Origin of the sequence: Pyruvatibacter sp., assembly GCF_040219635.1 — a bacterium.
Taxonomy (GTDB): Bacteria; Pseudomonadota; Alphaproteobacteria; order CGMCC-115125; family CGMCC-115125; genus Pyruvatibacter.
In genome coordinates this window covers 414995-433932 of the sequence record NZ_JAVJSC010000004.1, presented here as the reverse complement: position 1 = coordinate 433932, position 18938 = coordinate 414995, and the positions used below count along the sequence as shown (strand labels likewise).

22 protein-coding genes are annotated in these 18938 nt (G+C 61.3%); 6 read left to right on the top strand and 16 right to left on the bottom strand.

What is annotated here, in order from left to right; genetic code table 11:
- Positions 1-39: 39 nt before the first annotated feature.
- Positions 40-1329, bottom strand: coding sequence for a phosphoribosylamine--glycine ligase (purD, locus tag RIB87_RS10860; protein WP_350146456.1), 1290 nt, complete (start codon positions 1327-1329; stop codon positions 40-42).
- Between the two features lie 150 nt (positions 1330-1479).
- On the opposite strand from purD, the gene xseA reads away from it, so the two are divergent.
- The 3 genes from xseA (at position 1480) to RIB87_RS10845 (ending at position 4056) form a co-directional block, all read left to right on the top strand.
- Positions 1480-2982, top strand: coding sequence for an exodeoxyribonuclease VII large subunit (gene xseA / locus RIB87_RS10855; RefSeq protein ID WP_350146454.1), 1503 nt, complete (start codon positions 1480-1482; stop codon positions 2980-2982).
- Between the two features lie 77 nt (positions 2983-3059).
- Positions 3060-3248 (top strand): DUF2093 domain-containing protein, encoded by a 189-nt coding sequence (locus tag RIB87_RS10850; protein WP_350146576.1) that lies wholly within the window; start codon positions 3060-3062, stop codon positions 3246-3248.
- Position 3249: 1 nt separating this feature from the next.
- Positions 3250-4056, top strand: a complete 807-nt coding sequence (locus tag RIB87_RS10845; RefSeq protein ID WP_350146452.1) for a M23 family metallopeptidase — start codon at positions 3250-3252, stop codon at positions 4054-4056.
- Positions 4057-4071: 15 nt separating this feature from the next.
- On the opposite strand, the gene RIB87_RS10840 is transcribed toward RIB87_RS10845, so the two are convergent.
- The 7 genes from RIB87_RS10840 to RIB87_RS10810 all read right to left on the bottom strand — a co-directional run bounded on the left by RIB87_RS10840 (position 4072) and on the right by RIB87_RS10810 (position 10508).
- Positions 4072-4947 carry a lysophospholipid acyltransferase family protein gene (locus RIB87_RS10840; RefSeq protein ID WP_350146450.1) on the bottom strand — a complete coding sequence of 292 codons (876 nt, stop codon included), beginning with the start codon at positions 4945-4947 and terminating at the stop codon, positions 4072-4074.
- A 3-nt stretch (positions 4948-4950) separates the two neighbouring features.
- Positions 4951-5988, bottom strand: coding sequence for a tetraacyldisaccharide 4'-kinase (gene lpxK, locus RIB87_RS10835; RefSeq protein WP_350146448.1), 1038 nt, complete (start codon positions 5986-5988; stop codon positions 4951-4953).
- Complete coding sequence (locus RIB87_RS10830) at positions 5985-7313, bottom strand: 3-deoxy-D-manno-octulosonic acid transferase (protein WP_350146446.1); 1329 nt, start codon at positions 7311-7313, stop codon at positions 5985-5987. Before RIB87_RS10830 ends, lpxK begins: the two co-directional genes overlap by 4 nt.
- The gene (locus tag RIB87_RS10825) at positions 7310-7993 is read right to left on the bottom strand and encodes a lysophospholipid acyltransferase family protein (protein ID WP_350146444.1); all 684 of its coding nucleotides are present in this window, start codon (positions 7991-7993) and stop codon (positions 7310-7312) included. The genes RIB87_RS10830 and RIB87_RS10825 overlap by 4 nt, the downstream gene beginning before the upstream one ends.
- A gap of 90 nt (positions 7994-8083) precedes the next feature.
- Positions 8084-8332: a DUF4170 domain-containing protein gene (locus tag RIB87_RS10820; protein ID WP_350146442.1), complete on the bottom strand. Its 249-nt coding sequence runs from the start codon at positions 8330-8332 to the stop codon at positions 8084-8086.
- A gap of 27 nt (positions 8333-8359) precedes the next feature.
- Positions 8360-9154, bottom strand: a complete 795-nt coding sequence (locus tag RIB87_RS10815; RefSeq protein ID WP_350146440.1) for an inositol monophosphatase family protein — start codon at positions 9152-9154, stop codon at positions 8360-8362.
- Positions 9147-10508, bottom strand: a complete 1362-nt coding sequence (locus RIB87_RS10810) for a TldD/PmbA family protein (RefSeq protein ID WP_350146438.1) — start codon at positions 10506-10508, stop codon at positions 9147-9149. Before RIB87_RS10810 ends, RIB87_RS10815 begins: the two co-directional genes overlap by 8 nt.
- A gap of 168 nt (positions 10509-10676) precedes the next feature.
- Between RIB87_RS10810 and RIB87_RS10805 the strand changes: the two genes are divergently transcribed.
- Complete coding sequence (locus RIB87_RS10805) at positions 10677-11321, top strand: hypothetical protein (protein WP_350146436.1); 645 nt, start codon at positions 10677-10679, stop codon at positions 11319-11321.
- A 4-nt stretch (positions 11322-11325) separates the two neighbouring features.
- On the opposite strand, the gene RIB87_RS10800 is transcribed toward RIB87_RS10805, so the two are convergent.
- From RIB87_RS10800 to ubiA, 7 genes are all read right to left on the bottom strand, one after another.
- Positions 11326-11718: an MAPEG family protein gene (locus tag RIB87_RS10800; RefSeq protein WP_350146434.1), complete on the bottom strand. Its 393-nt coding sequence runs from the start codon at positions 11716-11718 to the stop codon at positions 11326-11328.
- Between the two features lie 64 nt (positions 11719-11782).
- The gene (locus RIB87_RS10795) at positions 11783-12448 is read right to left on the bottom strand and encodes a class I SAM-dependent methyltransferase (RefSeq protein ID WP_350146432.1); all 666 of its coding nucleotides are present in this window, start codon (positions 12446-12448) and stop codon (positions 11783-11785) included.
- Positions 12438-13475, bottom strand: a complete 1038-nt coding sequence (locus RIB87_RS10790; protein ID WP_350146430.1) for a fatty acid desaturase family protein — start codon at positions 13473-13475, stop codon at positions 12438-12440. Before RIB87_RS10790 ends, RIB87_RS10795 begins: the two co-directional genes overlap by 11 nt.
- On the bottom strand, positions 13459-14097 hold the full coding sequence (locus RIB87_RS10785; protein WP_350146428.1) for a TetR/AcrR family transcriptional regulator: 639 nt from the start codon (positions 14095-14097) through the stop codon (positions 13459-13461). Before RIB87_RS10785 ends, RIB87_RS10790 begins: the two co-directional genes overlap by 17 nt.
- 159 nt (positions 14098-14256) lie before the next feature.
- A complete protein-coding gene (locus tag RIB87_RS10780) occupies positions 14257-14466 on the bottom strand; it encodes a hypothetical protein (RefSeq protein ID WP_350146426.1) in 210 nt (69 codons plus the stop codon).
- A gap of 126 nt (positions 14467-14592) precedes the next feature.
- Complete coding sequence (locus tag RIB87_RS10775; protein WP_350146424.1) at positions 14593-14715, bottom strand: hypothetical protein; 123 nt, start codon at positions 14713-14715, stop codon at positions 14593-14595.
- Between the two features lie 70 nt (positions 14716-14785).
- On the bottom strand, positions 14786-15775 hold the full coding sequence (gene ubiA / locus RIB87_RS10770) for a 4-hydroxybenzoate octaprenyltransferase (RefSeq protein WP_350146422.1): 990 nt from the start codon (positions 15773-15775) through the stop codon (positions 14786-14788).
- Between ubiA and RIB87_RS10765 the strand changes: the two genes are divergently transcribed.
- Both RIB87_RS10765 and RIB87_RS10760 read left to right on the top strand, forming a co-directional pair.
- Complete coding sequence (locus tag RIB87_RS10765; RefSeq protein WP_350146420.1) at positions 15774-16565, top strand: 16S rRNA (uracil(1498)-N(3))-methyltransferase; 792 nt, start codon at positions 15774-15776, stop codon at positions 16563-16565. The two genes, ubiA and RIB87_RS10765, sit on opposite strands and share 2 nt — an antisense overlap.
- A 189-nt stretch (positions 16566-16754) precedes the next feature.
- Positions 16755-18152 (top strand): glutamate--cysteine ligase, encoded by a 1398-nt coding sequence (locus RIB87_RS10760; RefSeq protein WP_350146418.1) that lies wholly within the window; start codon positions 16755-16757, stop codon positions 18150-18152.
- On the opposite strand, the gene RIB87_RS10755 is transcribed toward RIB87_RS10760, so the two are convergent.
- Positions 18144-18938, bottom strand: coding sequence for a YiiX/YebB-like N1pC/P60 family cysteine hydrolase (locus RIB87_RS10755; protein WP_350146416.1), 795 nt, complete (start codon positions 18936-18938; stop codon positions 18144-18146). The genes RIB87_RS10760 and RIB87_RS10755 overlap by 9 nt on opposite strands.

Here is an 18938-nt window from a genome sequence, read left to right as displayed (position 1 = left end):
CATACTCCCTTGAGTGTCGTTTTTTGTATTTTGGAAGGCCTAGGCCTGTGTCTTGTTGTGTTCGCGTTCCACCGCGCGCCAGCCTATGTCGCGCCTGCAAAACCCTTCAGGCCAGTTGATTTTGTCTATTGCAGCATAGGCGCGTGCCTGCGCCTGCGCCACACTCTTGCCGCGTGCGGTCACATTGAGCACTCGCCCGCCTGCGGCCACAATGTGCCCGTCTTTTTCAGCCGTGCCTGCATGGAAAATCTCCACGGCATCGTCGCGCGCCGCATCATCCAGCCCACCAATAACAGTGCCCTTGTCGTATGTGCCAGGATAGCCGCCCGCCGCCATGACGACGGTCAGCGCCGGGTCGCTGTGCCATTCAACATTTTGACCGGCAAGCTGCGCCCGTGCGGCTGCATCCAGAAGCGGCAGCAGATCGCTCTTCATGCGCATCATCAGCACCTGGCATTCCGGGTCGCCAAAGCGTGCATTATACTCAATCAGTTCCGGGCCTTTGTCGGTTATCATCAGGCCTGCATACAGCACACCCGTATAAGGCATACCATCCGCCTTCATGGTGGCGAGTGTCGGCTCAATGATCCGTGTCATGACGGTTTTGACAAGGTCGTCTGTAAGCACGGGTGCAGGCGAGTACGCGCCCATACCGCCGGTGTTGGCTCCGGTGTCGCCGTCGCCCACGCGCTTGTGGTCCTGGGCAGTTGCAAGCGGCAGCGCTGTGGTGCCGTCGCACAGAGCGAAGAAGCTGGCTTCTTCGCCGTCCAAAAATGCTTCCACCACGACTTCTGCCCCGGCAGCTCCAAAGCGGCCGGAAAAAATGTCGCTGATTGCTGTTTCAGCTTCGGCAAGTTCCATTGCAACGGTCACGCCTTTGCCCGCAGCCAGCCCGTCCGCCTTGATGACAATCGGGGCACCGCGCGCGCGCGTATAGGCCAGCGCGTCAGCCGCGTTATCAAACCGGCCATAGGCGGCTGTTGGAATGTTTGCGCGGTCACACACTTCCTTGGTGAAGGCTTTTGAGCCTTCAAGCTGCGCGGCCTTGGCGCTTGGCCCGAACGCACGAATGCCGATATCTGACAGACGGTCTGCAAGCCCGGCCACCAGTGGGCCTTCGGGGCCGATGACCACAAGGTCAATCGCCTGGTCACGGGCAAACTGCGTCAGTGCGTCCACATCGTCCGCATTGATGGGCACGCACTGTGCGTTGCGCGCCATGCCCGCATTGCCGGGGGCGGCATAGAGTTTGGTCAGCAACGGGCTTTGCGCCAGCTTCCAGCACAGCGCGTGCTCGCGTCCACCAGACCCTACTACCAGAACTTTCATGCCCGTTTCGTCCAAACGTTGAGTGGGAAGATGTTTTGTCCACCGGTTAAAGACCGCTACTATCCGCAGCAGCCAAGTGCGGAAGGGTTCTAGCACAAAGGGCAAACGCCTTAGAACCCACCCCGGTCCCTAATGCTCAGCGGAATGCCTATGCCTCAAGACGCGTCCCCCGAACCCGAACTCGGCAATATGCCTGAATACTCGGTCTCCGAGATTTCGGGTGCCGTCAAACGCATGGTCGAGGACCAGTTTGGCCATGTGCGGGTGCGTGGCGAGCTGGGGCGCGTGTCGCGTCCCGCATCAGGCCATGTCTATCTTGACCTCAAGGACGACCGGGCCGTTCTTTCCGGCGTGGTGTGGAAGGGCAATGCATCGCGCCTGTCCCTCAAGCTGGAGCAGGGCCTCGAAGTAATCGCCACCGGGCGACTCACAACGTTTCCCGGCCAGTCGAAATATCAGATTGTTATTGATTCCATAGAGCCCGCTGGCGTGGGTGCGCTGATGGCGCTGCTCGAAGAACGACGCAAGAAGCTGGCTGCTGAGGGGCTGTTTGATGCAGACCGCAAAAAGCCGATCCCGTATCTGCCCGACGTGATCGGCGTGGTCACGTCGCCATCAGGTGCTGTCATCCGCGATATTCTGCATCGCGTGCGCGACAGGTTTCCGCGCCATGTGTTGATCTGGCCAACGCGGGTTCAGGGGGAGACGGCGGCCGCAGAAATCGCGGCGGGCATCAACGGCTTCAACGCCCTGAGTGCCGACGGCCCGATTCCCCGGCCCGACCTTATTATTGTCGCGCGGGGTGGTGGCAGCGTTGAAGACCTGTGGCCGTTCAACGAAGAAGTGGTGGTGCGCGCGGCGGCCCAAAGCGCCATTCCGCTCATTTCGGCTGTCGGCCACGAGACCGACACAACGCTGATCGACTTTGCCTCCGACCTGCGCGCGCCCACGCCCACTGCCGCCGCTGAACATGCCGTGCCCGTGCGCGCTGACCTGGTGGTGCAAGTCATGGACATGGCCGCCCGCCAGCATCGGGTGATGACACGGCGGCTGGAGCAGGCCCGCACAACAGTTCGTAGCCTCGCCCGCGCCCTGCCGCGTCCCGAGCGCCTGCTGGACATGCAGCGACAGCGGCTGGACCTCACAACTGAGAGACTGACAGCCCAGCGTGCCCGCATCTTTCAGGACCGCCGCAGCGCGCTGACCACCTGGTCTGGCCGATTGGAAGCGCGCCGCCCGCAGGCGCTTGTGACGCAGTCGCGCAAGGAGCTTGATACGCTTGCCCAACGCCTCGCCCGTCGTCGGCTAACGTCGGTGGAATTCGCGCGGCGTGCGTTTGAGCCCGCGTCCGGCCGCCTGCCGCGTGTGTTAGATCAACATCTCACAAGTATCAGGCAGCGGCTGGAGCAATCATCGCGTCTGTTGGTATCAATGTCTCACGAGGGCGTTCTTGAGCGGGGGTTTGCGCTGGCGCTGGATGCTGAGGGTGGCCTCATCCGTTCTGCCGATGCTGCCCGCAGTGCGGGCGCGTTTTCGCTTGAGTTTGCCAGACGCGATCGGGTGGTTGTGCAGACAGTGGACGGCAGGCCCGCACAACCCAAAACCGCCAAAGCGTCCAAAGGACCGCGCAAAGGGCAGGGCGAACTGTTTTGACGGCGCGCCCCGCGTGCTAGGATTTTGAGTATTCAAAACTTGACGGAGTGACGTGCGTGAACAGGTTTGACAGCCAAATGGGCGGCGAAGCGCGGCTGCGCTATCTGGATGCGGATTATGATGTGCTTGCGCCAGGCTCTTTCGTGCTGTGTGCCGTCACCGGCATCCGTATTCCGCTCGATGAGCTGCGCTACTGGAGCGTGGACCGGCAGGAGCCGTATGCAACGCCTGAAGCCGTTGTGCAGCGCGATCTGGGGCTTGCCTGATATGCGCATGATCCTTGCGGCAGCCGTTTTTCTGGTCAGCACACCTGCGCTTGCGGTCGATCTGGTGGGAGAGTTCCGCCAGGGCGGCATGATACTTGGTGCAGCCGAGCCGGGTTCGGAAGTTTCGCTTGATGGAAATGTCCTGTCGGTCACACCGCAGGGCAGGTTCGTGTTCGGCTTTGGGCGCGACCACGGGCCTGACGCAACACTGGCAATCACGCATCCTGATGGCACGCCTCAGTCTGTGTCCTTGAGTATTGCGCCGCGCGACTATGACATTCAGCGCATTGATGGTCTGCCGCAGGGCAAGGTGGGTGGCTTTTCGGAAGCAACCCTCAAGCGCATTCAGGCAGATAATGCGCAGGTGGCTGCCGCGCGCGCCAACACGGATTTGTCGGAGTATTTTCTGGACGGTTTCATCTGGCCCACCAAGGGACGTATCTCCGGCGTGTACGGATCGCAGCGGGTGCTTAACGGCGAGCCGCGCCGCCCGCATTTCGGCATCGACATCGCGGCACCTACCGGCACCCCGGTTGTAGCTCCTGCCAGCGGCACCGTGACGCTTGCTGAATCCGATCATTTTTTCACCGGCGGCATTGTCATCCTCGACCACGGGCATTCAGTCTCCTCCACGCTGTTTCATTTGCATAGCGTGGATGTTGAGGTCGGCCAGCGGGTTGATAAGGGTCAGTTGATTGGCACGGTTGGTGCCACCGGCCGTGCCACCGGCCCACATCTGGACTGGCGCATGAACTGGGGCTCACAGCGGCTTGACCCGCAGCTTGTTGCCGGCCCAATGCCTGAGTAACTCAGGATCGGCTGTTCAGTCTTTCCAGCGGTTGTGCAGCCATAGCCATTGTCCGGGCCGCTCGCGGATGCGGGCCTCCAGGAACCGGTTGAGCATCAGCGTGAGGGCGGCAACGTCGCCTGGCATGTCGCCGGTTTTTTCATATGCCAGCGGCGGCCAGAACCTGATCGTGAACCGGGTGCCGCCCACGCGCGCAAAACTGACCGGCACAATAGGTATGCCGTAGCGCAATGACATGGTGGCCGGGGCGGCGGGCGACATGGCGGGTCGTCCAAAAAACGTGCTTTCAATGCCGTCGTTCATTTTCTGGTCCGACAACATGCACAGGCTGACACCCGACCTCAAACACCTGACGATTTCCCGCGCACCGCTTGTTCCCTTTGGCACCTGGCGGGCCATTATATGTGTCTGTCGGGCATGGGTGATCCATGCATCAACAGCGGCATTGTTGGGGGCACGATAAACTTCAGCGCCCTCAACGCCGCCCTGAGCGACGGCAAGCGGCATCAACTCCCAGTTGGCAAAGTGGCCTGACACAAAAATCGCGACCTTGCCCTCAGGGGCAAATGAGGCAAGCACGTCGCGCCCTTCAACCTTGATGTCCGCGTCGTTTCCGCGTGATGTGAAGCTGCCAAGGTGGGGATACTCGCCTGCCGTGCGGCCCAGATTGTTCCACATTTCAGCCAGGGCTGCGCTTCGCTGCGCGGCGGTCATGTCCGGCAACGCCCGCGCCATGTTGGCATCAGCCTTTTTGTGCCTCGAAATGTAGGGGCCGACGCGCTGAAACAACCAGCCGCCAAACGCAGATGCGCGCTCGCGTCCCAGACCCCTGAACAGCGCCATCACATATCGGAACGCGGCCGCCTCAACTTTGTGTTGCCACGTGCCCATGTTTCAAAACGCCTTGTAAGCATCAGCGGCGGACGTGGTTTGAATGCGTGCCATCAAGAGCTGATCCAGCGCATCGCCATCATCAAACACAACCTCGACCTGAATGATTTGTGCCGCCTTGTATAATTCCGCCAGCGCGCCTGAATGGCCCGACCATTTGAGCCGGGCATTGTCCTTGCTGGTGGTGACGAGTGTCAGGCCGCGTGCCTGCGCAACACTCAGCATCGCCTGGGCTTCATCATCCGTGTACATATGATGATCCGGAAAAACCTCTGTTTCGCGAATGTCGGCGCCCAGCGAGCGAAGTGTCTGAAAAAACTTCGCGGGTCTGCCAATGCCGGCAAATGCCAGCACCCTCGTGCCTTGCCAGCGGGTGCCATCATCAACAGGTTGCAGCACGCCGTGCAGCGTGGGTACGCCTGATGCGTCCGCGCGCGCGGCAACGCTCTTTCCCGCCTCTCCTGCGCCCATGATGATCAGACAGGCTGCCCTCGACAGGGCGTCGTGCGCGGGTTCGCGCAAAGGGCCTGCCGGTATCAGGTGGCCATTGCCAAGACCGGACGCACCATCCACCACCAGAACGCCCGCATCCTTCCAGAGGGTCGGATTCTGATACCCGTCATCCATCACCACAATATCAGCGCCTGCCAGGGCAGCGGCATCCGCGCCCTTTGGCCGGTCGCGCGATACAATGGTTGTGAAATGCTGCGCCAGCAACAGCGGCTCGTCGCCCACGTCAATGGCGTGGGATGTTTCAGCATTGACCTGCACAGGGCCCGCCAGCCGTCCGCCATAGCCGCGCGTTAGAAATGCCGGACGCAGCCCACGTGCGGCAAGCCGGTGGGCAATGGCGATGGCAACGGGTGTCTTGCCGCTGCCGCCCGCGGTTATGTTGCCGACGCAGACCACCGGCACGCTTGCGCGCTGGGGCACGGTTAACCGTGTGCGCAACCGTGCTCCCGCGGCATAGACTGCCGCAACAGGTGCCAGCGCCCGCGCGCGCCAGCCGGGTGTTTGATACCAGTGCTCTGGTGCTTTCATGGACGCACCTGTGTTCCGGGCATCTTGACTGCTTTTGGCAGTGCGGCATCGAGCCTGGGCAGGATGTCGGCAAGCGTCGCCTCCAATGCGCCGGTCAGGCTCCCGGCGGTTTCAGCAGCGGCCGTTACCCGCGCGCCTGCGAGCACACCGTCAGACATCAACCGGCCGATTGCAGCCGCGAGCGATGGCGCATCGCGTACCGTTTCGCAGGCTGCATTAGAGATGAACGTCGCGTAGATGTCGGCAAAGTTATGTATGTACGGCCCGGTCACGAGGGCTGCGCCCAGAAGAGCCGGCTCAATCGGGTTGTGGCCACCAGCACGCACCAGCGACCCACCCATGAATACAATCGTCAGAATACGGAAAAAACCGCCCAACTCGCCCAACGTGTCGGCCAGATAGATGTCTGTTGTTCCTGTCACGCTTTGTTTGCGGCTGCGCTGGGCTATCGCGAGGTTCATCGTGGCAAGCATTGCTGCAATCTCGTCGCCGCGCTCCGGGTGGCGGGGCACTATTACCGTCAACAGCCCCGGAATTGCCTGCCTGAGAAGCGCATGAGCCTGCGCCACCACGCGTTCTTCACCGGCATGGGTGCTGGCGGCTATCCAGGCGGTGCGCCCGGCAAGCTGCCGTGTCAGGTTGCCCATAAGGTCGCCAGAAGCAGGGGGCGGCGGTGCATCCACCTTCAGGTTGCCCACAGCTTTCGCCGTTGGTGCACCGATGGACCTGTAGCGCGCTGCTGCTGTTTCGTCCTGCGCCAGAACCGTGTCAAAGCACGAGAGCACGGCGTGGGCTGTACGGTATCGCCGCTTCCAGCTACGGGCTGATCTTTCCGACATGCGGGCGTTTACAAGCGACATGCCGATGCCGCGCGCGCGTGTCATCGTTATGAGGTTGGGCCATAGCTCGCTTTCAACGAGCAGCGCATAGTCAGGCTGCCAGTGATCCAGAAAGCCGCTGACGGCAGCAGGGGTATCCACAGGCACATATTGGTGCAGGCACCCTTGCGGCAAGCGGCCATGCATCAACTGCGCGGAGGTGACTGTGCCGGTTGTCACCAGCAATACCATGTCGGGCCGCGCATCGCGCAACCGCTCGATCAGTGCCAGCACGGACAGGGATTCACCAACACTTGCTGCGTGCAGCCACACGAGCGGACCGTCAGGGCGCGGGTGTGAGGGCTTGCCCAGACGCTCATTGATGCGCGCGGGATCTTCTTTTCCCCGGCGCGCGCGGCGCTGCAGAAAGGCAGGCACAAGCGGCGCGACGAGCTGTGTTGCCAACCGGTAGGCAACTGGACTTTGAGGGTTTGCAGCACGCGTCATGCCGGTGTCGCTTCCTTGGCGGCAGGTGTTAAAGCGGCAGGCTCAATGAGCGGGCATCCCGCCAGTTTGCTTGCATCGCAGCTCAAGTCATTAAGGGTGACTTCAAGGTGCAGGCGCGTCGCCGCGATGGTGGCGGCATCGGCGTCGCGCGCAACATGAATTGGTGCCCCCCACACAATGGCCGCGCGCGAGAATGGCTTGTCGAGGCAAAACCGATCCCAACTGCCAAAAACCTTTCGCCGGTTGGAGGCAGCGGCCACAGGAATAATCGGCACGCCCGCCATTTTGGCGACGGTGATGATACCGTCCTTGGCGCGCATACGCGGACCCTTCGGTCCATCAGGTGTGAAGCCGATGCATTCGCCCTTGCGCAACGCGCGCACCATGGCAATGGCTGCCGCCCTGCCGCCTTTGTCCTTGCCGTCCTTGTCTGATGAGCCGCGAACACTGGAAATACCAAAGTGGGCGAGGGCCGCGGCAATCAACTGCCCATCATGGTTGCGGGAGATCAGCATCCGAACCGGTGCGGTGGTCTGCCATGAATGCACGAGCATCACCATCTGCCCATGCCAGAACGCAAGGATAAACGGCTTGCCGGCGTTCCAGAAACCATCCGGCGTTTGTTTGTTGTGAAACGTGATGCGGCTGGTCGCAAGCACAAGCCTGATGTACCCGGCCACCAAAAGGGCGACGAGGGCCGTTGTAAACCGGGACCGGGCAATTTTCTTCAGCAGTGTCGGCTCTCCCGCAGCGTCGCCAGTATGGCGGTATCAGGCATCGTCGTTCTCAGGGTCCAGCAGCTTGTGCAGATGGACAATGAAATACCGCATCTGCGCATCATCAACGGTGCGCTGGGCCGCCGACTTCCAGGCATTGTGGGCCTGGGTGTAGTTGGGAAAAACGCCCACAAGGTCGAGCTTCGATACGTCTTCAAACTCGATCCCGCGCATGTCGGTCAGCCGCCCGCCGAACACAAGGTGCAACAACTGCTTTTCGTTTGCCTGAGGCTCGTCACTCATCGGCGTTCTGCTCCCCTCAAAGATGGATTAACCCGGCAGCACAATGTCGCCGATCCGCCCGTGCAGTGCTGCATGAAGCGCGGGGCCTGCCGCCACAACGCTGCGGTGGCGCGGGTCGGCGCCATTATATGTCAGGCCGTTGCCACGATGGTCTGTCATGTGTCCGCCCGCTTCGTGCACAATCAGGTCAGCAGCGGCAATGTCCCAGTCGTTTTTCCAGGTCATTACCAGCATTGCGTCAAAATCGCCCGATGCTACCAGCGCGCCACGATAGGCGATGGAGTTACGTGTTGAAATATCCATCGGCGGCCATGTGCGCGGCCATGCCGGATGGCGGAACATATCGGCGGCACCCAGCATCCGGCAACCTTCAACCTCAGCTCTCGTGCTGACCGAAATCGGCGCATTGTTGAGCAGCGCGCCGTGCCCTGCCTGCGCCTCGAAAAACTCGTCCGTGGCCGGATTATAGATCGCACCACATATCGGGCGTCCGTTTTCAATCAGCGCCGCAACGACCGCAAAATGCGGTCTGCCCTTGACGAAGGCGCGCGTGCCGTCAATCGGGTCCACAATCCACTGGCGTGCCGTGGTCAGGCGGGTGGTGTCGTCTTCGGTTTCCTCAGACAGCCAGCCATAGTCGGGTCGTGCGGTGAGCAGGCGTTCTTTCAGCAACGCATCCACGGCAAGGTCGGCTTTGGTCACCGGCGTGTCATCGGCCTTCTGCCATGCCTTCACGCCGGCGTTGAAGTGTTCAAGCGCCAGTGCGCCACCTTCGCGCACGGCGGCACACAGGGTGGCGTGGTCGTGTGCTGTATCAGGCACCGGCAATGGTCATGCCTTCAACACGGATGGTGGGGGCGTTGGTGCCATACCGGAACACCAAGTCGTTGGCCGGGGTCATGGCCATGAACATGTCCTTCAGGTTTCCGGCAATGGTGATTTCCGTTACCGGAAACGCAAGTTCACCGTCCTCGATCCAGTACCCTGCCGCGCCGCGCGAATAGTCGCCGGTGATGCCGTTGACGCCCATGCCGATCAGCTCGGTGACGTACAGACCCTGCTTGATGTCGCGCATCATGTCTGCGGGGCTCATGCTGCCGGCCTCAAGATAAAGATTTGTCGTGGAGGGGCCCGGAGGTCCGCCTGTGCCCCGCGAGGCGCGCCCGGAGGTTTGCAGGCCAAGCTGCCGGGCAGATGACGTATCCATGATCCAGCTTTGCAGTGTGCCGTCAGACACGAGCGCCAACTTGCTTGTTTCAACACCTTCGCCATCAAACGGCTTGGAGGCCCGCCCGCGCACAATGCGTGCGTCATCCAGCACGTTGAGGCCGCGCGCCATCACCTGCTGGCCCATGCGGTTCTTCAGAAAACTTGTGCCGCGCGCCACCGCAGCGCCAGATACGGCACCGGCCAGATGCCCCACAAGCCCGCCGGAGACACGCGGGTCATAGACCACAGGCACCGCCTGGCTTTTCATTTTGCGGGGGTTGAGCCGTTTTACGGCCTTATGCGCCGCACTTGCGCCGACCGTTTCGGGCGCATCGAGGTCACTCAAGTGACGTGCCGACGTAAAGTCGTAGTCGCGTTCCATGCCGGTACCTTCGCCCGCCAGTACTGAACACGACAGCGAATGCGAACTGCCTGAGTATGTGCCTTCAAAGCCGCCGCTGGTAACGAGCGCCACCTGTGAGCGGCCCCAGCCCGCACCGGCCCCCATGGAGTTGGTGACGCCCGCCACATCAAGTGCGGCACGCTCAGCAGCTTCCGCCCATGTTGCCAGCGTATCGGCGTCGGTCTCCTGGCCGTCATCAAGGTCGAGGGCGGCAAGGTCTTTTTCGAAGTCACGTGCCAACCGGGCGTCGTCTGCGAGGCCGCAATATGGGTCGTCAGGGGCAAGGCGCGCCATGGCAACCACCCGCTCGACCGCTTCATCCAGCGCGTCCGGGCGGGTGTCTGTGAGGGAGACAACCGCCTGCCGCATGGCGCCGTCTTTGCCCTTCACCATGGCGCGGATGCCAAGATCCGTGCCCTCGGAGCGCTCCACATCCTCCAGCTTTCCCATGCGGAACGAGACGGAAAGGGATGTTCCCGCAGCGGCGATGGCGTCTGCCGCGTCGGCTCCGGCTTTCATGAGTTTTGTAACGGCGGTGCGGGCAATATCGAGATCGGTGGTCATGCTGGAAATACAGGGCCTTATCGGGAGAAAACAGCAAACTCAGGCAGCGCCGCGTCACAGATGCGTGAGCAGTGCGCTGCAGCGGTGGGTATAGCGCACAGATCAGGTATAACCCACCCTGTACCGCATATATGGATGCGGAAATGCGTTTTCCCCAAAAAGGTCTGCATGATGCTGAGGCGCGTTGTTTTTCTGGTTTTTGCGGTCACCATACTTACCGGCTGCGCGGGCGGTCGCGACCAACCGATTGCGGAACGTATTTATACGCTGCACCCGGAAGGCGGGCCGACGCCTGAAAGTTTCGTCATCTGCTCGGGCCACGGGTGCCGTGACCGACACACGGTGTCGCTCAGTCCCGGCCAGTGGCAAAGCGTGAAGGCTGTATTTGCCACGCCGCCCGCCAACGCTGCGGAAGAACGTGAATTGATACGCGTTGCCGTGTCGCGTCTTGAGCGGCTGGCAGGGGCTGCAACCGGCACCGACGCGGACCTTGCCGGCACATATTCCAACATGTGGATGCAGCGTCAGCTTGATTGCGCAGACGAGACGGTGAACACCACAACCTATATCCGCCTGCTGATGGCAGACAGGCTGGTGACCAAGCACAGGCTGGGTGGCCGTCTGCACAAGGGCAATATCATCGACTATCTGCCGCATATGGCTCCCTCCATCATAGATCAGGAAACCGGCACGCAGTGGGCGGTGGATAGCTGGTATCTTGATCACGGCGAGCCGCCGGAGATAGTCACTGCGCAGGTGTGGCACACCGACTATGAAACCTGGGGCTCAACCGGCAAGCCTGCGCGGCCCTGACAGCTTAGCCAAGCACTGCATACAAACAGCCACATCCCAGCACCAGAATGCCGATCCAGGTGGCCAGCGTGCCGATCTGCCGGAACGGCGTGATGGACCTGCTGAGGCCAATGGCATGACCAAGCCGACCCACGGTGACCAGAATCCCGGCAATGTGAATCAGCAGGCCAGACGCACCCAACAGGGCCAGCGCCAGCAGGCCGGGCAGGGCAATGGCCACATATTCCACGTTGTTACCGTGGACACGCATGGCGCGCTCAAGGGCGTCGTTGCCACCGTTGCCAAGGCTAATCCCGGTTTTCGCGCGGTGGCCCACCACCAATATGGCCAGCGTCAGTGTCAGCAACAGATTGAGGCCGATATACAGCCCGACGGCTTGTACCTGCGTTTCGATCATGGATCATTCTCCCCGCCGCGCTGTGATGAAAATGGGTGTGAGTCGCGCGTTGACGTGAGTTTAGTCAGTTGCCACCAAAGCGCCAGACGCGGGCGTTGCGTACATCCGTGTCGTCAAGTTCACGCGATGATTTCACGCTGTAGCCGATCACCGGCTCCAGATGGGTACGCGGCAAAAATGTGCGGCCGGGGTCGCCGATCAATACGTCGCGGCCTGCGTGCGCTTCAGCCTGCAGCCAGTCACCCACACGCTCGGCTACGGATTGCTCGTAACATATGTCGCCTGCAATGATGACGTCCCACGCGTCAAGCGGTGTTCCCACAAGGTCGTCTGTACACGTCTCAACGGCTACGCCATTCGCAGATGCATTCATGCGCGCTGCGGTTGCGGCGAGCGGGTCAATGTCAGCGGCAAGCACACTGACGGCACCTGCCTTCATGGCGGCAATGGCTGCGATGGCGCTGCCAGACGCAAAATCCACAACACGCTTGCCGCGCACCCGGTCGGGTTCATCCAACAGCAATCGGGCCAGCGCCTGCCCACCTGCCCAGGCAAATGCCCAGTAGGGCAGGACAATGCCGTCGTCCCACAGATCACGCTGCGTCTTGGTCCACAGGGGAGCGCGCTCATCGGCCAGATGCAGCATGATTTCGGGCACCAGCGGTGCGGATTGCAAAACCGAATTGCCCGCAACAAAGGCGTGCGGGTCTGCGATGGCCTCAGGCGGCATTTGGCGTGGCGGGCGGCGTGTCCGTTTCAGCAAAGCCTTCAGACACAATGCCTGCGACGCGGCGTTTGCGGGCGTTATGCACCACATTGCCCGGGCGGTCTTCATCATCGGGCCGCGAGGTCGCCATTTTCAGAACCTCGACATAGCTGTCGCGGATTTCCATCCGGTCACCATGGCCGTTGGCGATCAGGTACCCATGCAGCCTTGGCAGGTTATAGCAGGGCACCCACATGAACAGATGGTGTTCCACGTGATAGTTCACGAAGTTGGGGGCCAGCACCAGCCGCATGAACCAGTTGGCTTTGGTGGTGCGCGCATTGCGGAACGGGTCGTTGTTGTCGGGCACCATGGCGTGCTCGGCAATGTTGCGCACGCGGGTTACGGCCTGATGCCAGGTGAGCATGGGAACAACCCAAAGCAGAAAATAAAGATGCCACTGCCCGGCCATCGCCAGGGCTGAAAACAGCACGACATTGGCAAATACAGCCCGGCCCAGCTTGTTGGCGAAGCAGTCTATGCGCTTGTCCCATGCAAGCGATGCATCGCCCAGCGCATTGAGGAACTGGGCCTTGCGCTGCTGATAGCCGGTCTGCCCGGTGAGGTCGCGCAGCAGCTTGCGGCGGAAACTCTTGCGGGTGATGGGAAAGGGCTTGGAGAGGATAAGGTCCGGGTCATCTTCCTGCTGAGTGTTGCGATGATGCGTCAGGTGATAGCGCCGATAGGCCATGGTCTCGGCCAGCATCGGGTAGGCACACAGCCACTGCGACAAAAACATGTTGAGCGCCGGGCTTTTGGCCAGCGTGCCGTGTGCCCCGTCATGCATGAGCACTGCCAGCCCAAGCTGCCGGGTGCCAATGATGATGACCGCAGCCAGAAACGTCAGCACGCCGGGCCAGATGGCAAACATCGCCATGGCAGCACCGATCAGGCCCCAGTTGAAAGCGACCAGCCACAGCGCCCTGGCATCGGAGCGCTGCTTCACGTCGTCAAGCTGCTGTTGGGTGATGAGATCAAGCGGATTGATCATGGGAAGCATCCTTGTGTGAGATATCATCCGTATGGGGATCAAGACCAGACATGCGCAATACGGCGTTTACCAGAGAGCGGGCGTCTGGCACGCGGTCAGGCCCGTGCAGTGTCAGTGCGGAGGGGATGGCCCCTGCAATTGCTGCTGCTGTCACATGAGCATCCAGCGGAGCTATGTCGCCTGCCGCCTGTGCTTCACGCATCAATCGTTCAAAAATCATTGCATGGCGTCGCCGGTAGGCCATGCGTTCGTCGGCCAACGCGCCGTCCACGGGTTCTGCGAGCAGGGCATAGGCCTGCCGGGCACCGCGCACGGCACGGCTGACAAACCCATGCGCCACGTCCCGCAGCCGGTCTGCGGGACGTCCGGGTCCGGCGGCAATCGCTTCCAGCCGGGTCATCTCGACATCCGAAATGGCGCGAAACACATCCAGCAGCAGCGCTTCACGCGAGGCAAAATAACGGTAGAGCGTGCCCGTTGCCACGCCTGCGCGCCCGGCCACAGCCGCCACGCTGGCAGCCTGAAAGCCGCCCTCAAACACAAGCACTCGCGCCGCATCAAGGATGCGAGCCCGGTTGGCTTCAAGTTGTGCGACGACTTTGCCGGTTTTGCGGTAGGCCAAGGTATGAACTCCGGTTCAGTTCTTAAAGGAGTGAACCACGGTTCATTGTTTGTGTCAAAGCGCGCGCGCTGTCCGATCATGCACAAAAAAGCCTCCCGCCGACATGTGGTCGGGGGAGGCTCTTGTCGTGTGCGTCAGCGCGTCCTGCGCGCAGGGTATTCAGGCGGCCAGCGCGCCGGGCTCGCTTTTGCGTTCGGCGGGGGCGGCGTGAAGGCGGGCGCGATGGGCTACATTGCCGAACGGCAGCATCATCTGGTCGGTTTGGGGTGCGATGGCCGCAGGTGCCAGAGGCGGCTCATAGGCTACGCCCGCAAATGTGCTGACGGCGGCTGCCGCGGCATCAATCCATGATTTTACAAAAGGTGTCATTTCGCAGCTCCCGAAGCAGGAGGAGGGGCCATTCCCTCTCACAACACTATCTAGTGTGCAGTGCACAATTTCTCAACGCGTCGGCGCGCGACGCAGGCTTGCAGCCAGTGCATGGCTCGCTGGCGGTTAGTGCGGCAGCCGATTGCGCACATACACGACCTTGCGCTCATACATGCCGTTAAACGCAAACATCTGCGCCACAAAACGAAACGTGTCGTTGATAATCCGTGTAAAGACTGACTGCGCCATCGCCCGGCTCCCGGTTGCCTGCATCCCAATTACCTGAAATACGCAGTCGCACCGGCATTGGATCAGTTCATCACAGCGAACTTCCAAGGGTGCCCGCCAGAAGGGCGGCAAATACAATGGCCCCAAAGTCGCGGTTGGATTTGAATGCCGCGAGGCATTCTGCCCCATCGTCCAGATCGGTGTCGCGCACCTGTCGCAACAAATGAAAACTGCCAATGACGAGACCAGCGAAATAGACATAGCCGATACCCGCGGCCAGTCCCGCCAACGCCAAAAACACCAGCGTTGCGCCGTAAAAAACCCACAGCCAGCGCTTCGTGGCACCGCCCAGCCGCAGCGCCGTTGATTTCACACCAATCAGCGCGTCGTCTTCCTTGTCCTGATGCGCATAGATCGTGTCATAGCCCAGCGTCCACGCGATACCCGCAAGATACAAAAATACCGGCGCAAGCGAGATGCTGCCCGTCACCGCCGCCCACCCCATGAGCGCCCCCCAGTTGATGGCGAGGCCTAAAAACACCTGCGGCCACCATGTGAAGCGCTTTGCAAACGGATAGATTGCCACCAGCGCCAGCGACAAAACGCCAAGGCCGATGGCTGCCCAGGTAAGCTGAATGAGAATGCCAAAGCCGATGGCCAGCAAAACAATCAGGAACCACAGCGCCTGTGTGACGCTCACCTGACCACTGGGAATGGGCCTGCTGGCGGTGCGCGCCACGGCGGCGTCTATGTCGCGATCTGAAACATCGTTCCACACGCACCCTGCGCCGCGCATCACGAAGGCACCGACGCCGAACAACACCAGCAGCCACAGTATGGCCGGGTGCAGCACATATTGCCCTGTCTGGGGTGCGGCCAGCGTGATCGACCAGGCGCACGGCCAGAACAGCAGCCATGTCCCGATGGGCCGGTCGGCCCGCATCAGCCGCAGATAGGGGCGTGCGGGGGCGGGGGCCCACCGGTCCACCCAGTTTCCCGCCGGGGCATCGGCTACCCGGCCATCCTCAGGCAGGTCAGGCGTGTCCGGGGCATCCGGTCTGTTATCTTGAGACGGTGTCATGTCACACGTGATACTTGGGGGCACCATGTCGAGCAACCGGTCAAATCTGATTCGCCTATTTGTGGACGTACCGCTGGCAGCGAACGCAGCCGTTCCGCTTGCCCCGGAACAGGCCCATTACCTGGCCAATGTCATGCGCAAAAAGCCTGGCGACACGGTGCTGGTGTTCAATGGCGCTGACGGCGAATGGCTGGCACGGATTGATGACATCGGCAAAAAGCGCGCCAGCCTGACCACGCACGAGAAAACCCGGTCCCAGCCTTCAAACGCGCAAGACCTGCATTTGCTGTTTGCCCCCATCAAGCGCACCCGCATTGACTATGTGGCGCAAAAAGCAACTGAAATGGGCGCCAGCCTGCTGCAGCCGGTCATTACCCGGCGCACCCAGGCGGAGCGGGTGAAGACATCCCGCCTGCTGGCGAACTGTGTGGAGGCCGCCGAGCAATGCAACATGCTGTTTGTGCCGCAGGTGGAAGAGTCCCTGAAGCTGGACGCGGTGCTCACGCGTTGGTCTGCCGAGCGGCAGATATTGTTTTGCGATGAGGGTTTGGCGCGCGCAGGTGATGTTTCCCCTGCGGATTATCTGCGTGCTCTGCCGGCAACCGCCAAAAAATCGCCCTGGGCCATCCTCATCGGTCCCGAAGGCGGCTTTGACGAAGCTGAACGCAAAACCCTGGCCGCCATGCCCTGTGCCCACCCGGTGTCGCTTGGGCCGCGCATCATGCGCGCCGACACGGCGCTGGTGGCGGCCATGGCCCTGTGGCAGTCCGTGCTGGGCGACTGGCGATAGTATCGCCGCCCGCGATCAGAGCAGCTTCTGCCGGATACTTTATTACAGACACCTTCTGACTTGTGCGGATTTGCGCCAGCCCCTACATGTCGAGGGTTCAAAATAAAAACTGCCTGACAATGTGTGTGTTGCGGGGGCAGTGTGGCGGGGCTGCATGGACCCCGCTTCGAGGGTCTGAGGAAACCAGAGATGTCGGCACCACCCACCTCGCGCGCCGAGGCGCAGCCTGTTGAAACCCGCGACGAGCTGGTTGCGTATCTGGCGTCAGGCTCCAAACCTCAAAGCGACTGGCGCATTGGCACCGAGCACGAAAAGTTCGGCTACCGTACCAATGACTTAAGCCCGATGCCCTACGACAATGCGCCCGGCGAAGAAGGTGCGACCGTCAAGGCAATGCTGGAAGGCATGGCGCGGTTTGGCTGGGAGCCGGCCATTGAGGACGGCAATGTCATTGCCATGATGGGCAATGACCAGACCGGCGGCGGGTCCATCACGCTTGAGCCCGGCGGCCAGTTTGAACTGTCGGGTGCGCCGCTTGAAACCCTGCACCAGACCTGTGATGAGGTTCACACGCACCTGGCGCAGGTGGCAACTGTCGCCGGTGAAATCGGTGCGGGCTTCATCGGTCTTGGATTTGCCCCCCGCCGCACCCTTGAGCAGACGCCGATCATGCCCAAGGGCCGCTATGCCATCATGAAGCGCTATATGCCCACGGTCGGCAGCCGCGGCCTCGATATGATGTTTCGCACCTGCACGGTTCAGGTGAACCTCGATTTTTCATCCGAAGCCGACATGGTGCAGAAATATCGGATCGCCATCGCGCTTCAGCCGATTGTCACAGCGCTGTTTGCCAATTCGCCCTTCGTGGAAGGCAAGCCCAACGGCATATTGTCAAACCGCGCCGCCGTATGGCTCGATACCGACAAGGACCGTACCGGCATGTTGCCGTTTGTGTTCGAGCAGGGTTTCGGTTTTGAGCAGTACACGGACTATGCGCTGGATGTGCCGATGTATTTCGTCTATCGCAACGGCGCGTATGTTGACGTTGCCGGGCACTCGTTCCGTGACTTCATGGCGGGCAAGCTCACGGGTCTTGAAGGTGAGCGCCCGACGCTGGACGACTGGGAAAGTCATCTCACAACAATTTTCCCCGAAGCCCGACTCAAGCGCTTCATCGAGATGCGCGGTGCGGACGGTGGCCCGTGGCGCCGTCTGTGCGCGCTGCCAGCATTCTGGGTTGGGCTGCTATATGACGGTGCCGCGCAGGCCGCCGCGTGGGAACTGGTCAAAGACTGGACAGTTGAGGAGCGCGAGCGGCTACACCAACAAGTGCCGATTACGGTCCTCAAAACGCCGTTCCGTGATCGCACCGTGCTCGACATTGCCCGTGATGCCCTCACGATTGCGCAGGGCGGCCTCAAAGCCCGCGCCCGCATGGACGGCTTTGACGGCGACGAGCGCGGGTTTCTGGCCGCTGTTGAAACCACTATCGACGAAGCGCGGACGCCTGCCGAAGAACTGCTTGCGCACTACGAGGGCAAATGGAACGGCAATCTGGATAGGCTGTTTGCCGAGTATTCATACTGAGGCAGGCGTGTCCGGCTCGTCGGCCCAGACAATGGATTTATAATCGAACCCGCCTTCAATGGTGGGTTTGATGATGCTGAAAAACGGCGACACATCAAAATCACGCGGCACGAAAAGCGAGTAATGCCTGATGTGCAAAATCTCGTTGCGTGTATAGCTGGAGGCAACCCGCGGCGTCGGGTCATCCACCGTCGAGATCAGCGGCAGGATCGGATATCCCACCTCCTGAAACGCCTGCGCAATCATGGTTGAACAAATGGCCCGTGTCGGGTCGCCCGCTCCCAGCGCCAGCATCCGCCGCCGGTAGCGCACCGGCACGGGCGGCGTCGGCAGCAGGTAGCGCAACAGGTCAAACACATTGCGCATGTCATAGGTGTCGCCGATACGGCCTATCGCATAGTGCACGATGGCGTCCCGGTCATCGGGCCGCAGCCGCGACGCGCGGCAGATGCGTGTGTTGAAATCGGCGTATTTCGACAACGGCACAGCGACCACACCGTGTTTTACGTCAGCCTCCACCAACATGCAGCCATCACTGCCCGGTTCCGCCTCCACCGCATTACCCACATAGATGGCCGCGTGCGACCAGGTGGACTGGGTCAAATATTTGATTGCCGCCGACATCCGCCGGTTGCCTTCCACCAGCAGCACGTCGCCTGGCTGCAACACCCTGCGCAACGTCTCAGGATCAGACGGCGTGAATGGCTGATAGCCAGGCAGCGGCTTTTCGAGGAATGCTGTCACCCTCAGACTGACAAAGCGAAATACTGCGTGCAGCAGGCGCAT

What these genes read in the sequence shown, in the direction of transcription:
- purD (WP_350146456.1), bottom strand. Translation starts at nt 1,329, where the DNA reads ATGAAAGTTCTGGTAGTAGGGTCTGGTGGACGCGAGCACGCGCTGTGC.
- xseA (WP_350146454.1), top strand. Translation starts at nt 1,480, where the DNA reads ATGCCTCAAGACGCGTCCCCCGAACCCGAACTCGGCAATATGCCTGAA.
- RIB87_RS10850 (WP_350146576.1), top strand. Translation starts at nt 3,060, where the DNA reads ATGGGCGGCGAAGCGCGGCTGCGCTATCTGGATGCGGATTATGATGTG.
- RIB87_RS10845 (WP_350146452.1), top strand. Translation starts at nt 3,250, where the DNA reads ATGCGCATGATCCTTGCGGCAGCCGTTTTTCTGGTCAGCACACCTGCG.
- RIB87_RS10840 (WP_350146450.1), bottom strand. Translation starts at nt 4,947, where the DNA reads ATGGGCACGTGGCAACACAAAGTTGAGGCGGCCGCGTTCCGATATGTG.
- lpxK (WP_350146448.1), bottom strand. Translation starts at nt 5,988, where the DNA reads ATGAAAGCACCAGAGCACTGGTATCAAACACCCGGCTGGCGCGCGCGG.
- RIB87_RS10830 (WP_350146446.1), bottom strand. Translation starts at nt 7,313, where the DNA reads ATGACGCGTGCTGCAAACCCTCAAAGTCCAGTTGCCTACCGGTTGGCA.
- RIB87_RS10820 (WP_350146442.1), bottom strand. Translation starts at nt 8,332, where the DNA reads ATGAGTGACGAGCCTCAGGCAAACGAAAAGCAGTTGTTGCACCTTGTG.
- RIB87_RS10810 (WP_350146438.1), bottom strand. Translation starts at nt 10,508, where the DNA reads ATGACCACCGATCTCGATATTGCCCGCACCGCCGTTACAAAACTCATG.
- RIB87_RS10805 (WP_350146436.1), top strand. Translation starts at nt 10,677, where the DNA reads ATGATGCTGAGGCGCGTTGTTTTTCTGGTTTTTGCGGTCACCATACTT.
- RIB87_RS10800 (WP_350146434.1), bottom strand. Translation starts at nt 11,718, where the DNA reads ATGATCGAAACGCAGGTACAAGCCGTCGGGCTGTATATCGGCCTCAAT.
- RIB87_RS10795 (WP_350146432.1), bottom strand. Translation starts at nt 12,448, where the DNA reads ATGCCGCCTGAGGCCATCGCAGACCCGCACGCCTTTGTTGCGGGCAAT.
- RIB87_RS10790 (WP_350146430.1), bottom strand. Translation starts at nt 13,475, where the DNA reads ATGATCAATCCGCTTGATCTCATCACCCAACAGCAGCTTGACGACGTG.
- RIB87_RS10780 (WP_350146426.1), bottom strand. Translation starts at nt 14,466, where the DNA reads ATGACACCTTTTGTAAAATCATGGATTGATGCCGCGGCAGCCGCCGTC.
- RIB87_RS10775 (WP_350146424.1), bottom strand. Translation starts at nt 14,715, where the DNA reads ATGGCGCAGTCAGTCTTTACACGGATTATCAACGACACGTTTCGTTTT.
- RIB87_RS10765 (WP_350146420.1), top strand. Translation starts at nt 15,774, where the DNA reads ATGTCACACGTGATACTTGGGGGCACCATGTCGAGCAACCGGTCAAAT.
- ubiA (WP_350146422.1), bottom strand. Translation starts at nt 15,775, where the DNA reads ATGACACCGTCTCAAGATAACAGACCGGATGCCCCGGACACGCCTGAC.
- RIB87_RS10760 (WP_350146418.1), top strand. Translation starts at nt 16,755, where the DNA reads ATGTCGGCACCACCCACCTCGCGCGCCGAGGCGCAGCCTGTTGAAACC.
- RIB87_RS10755 (WP_350146416.1), bottom strand. Translation starts at nt 18,938, where the DNA reads ATGCGCCTGCTGCACGCAGTATTTCGCTTTGTCAGTCTGAGGGTGACA.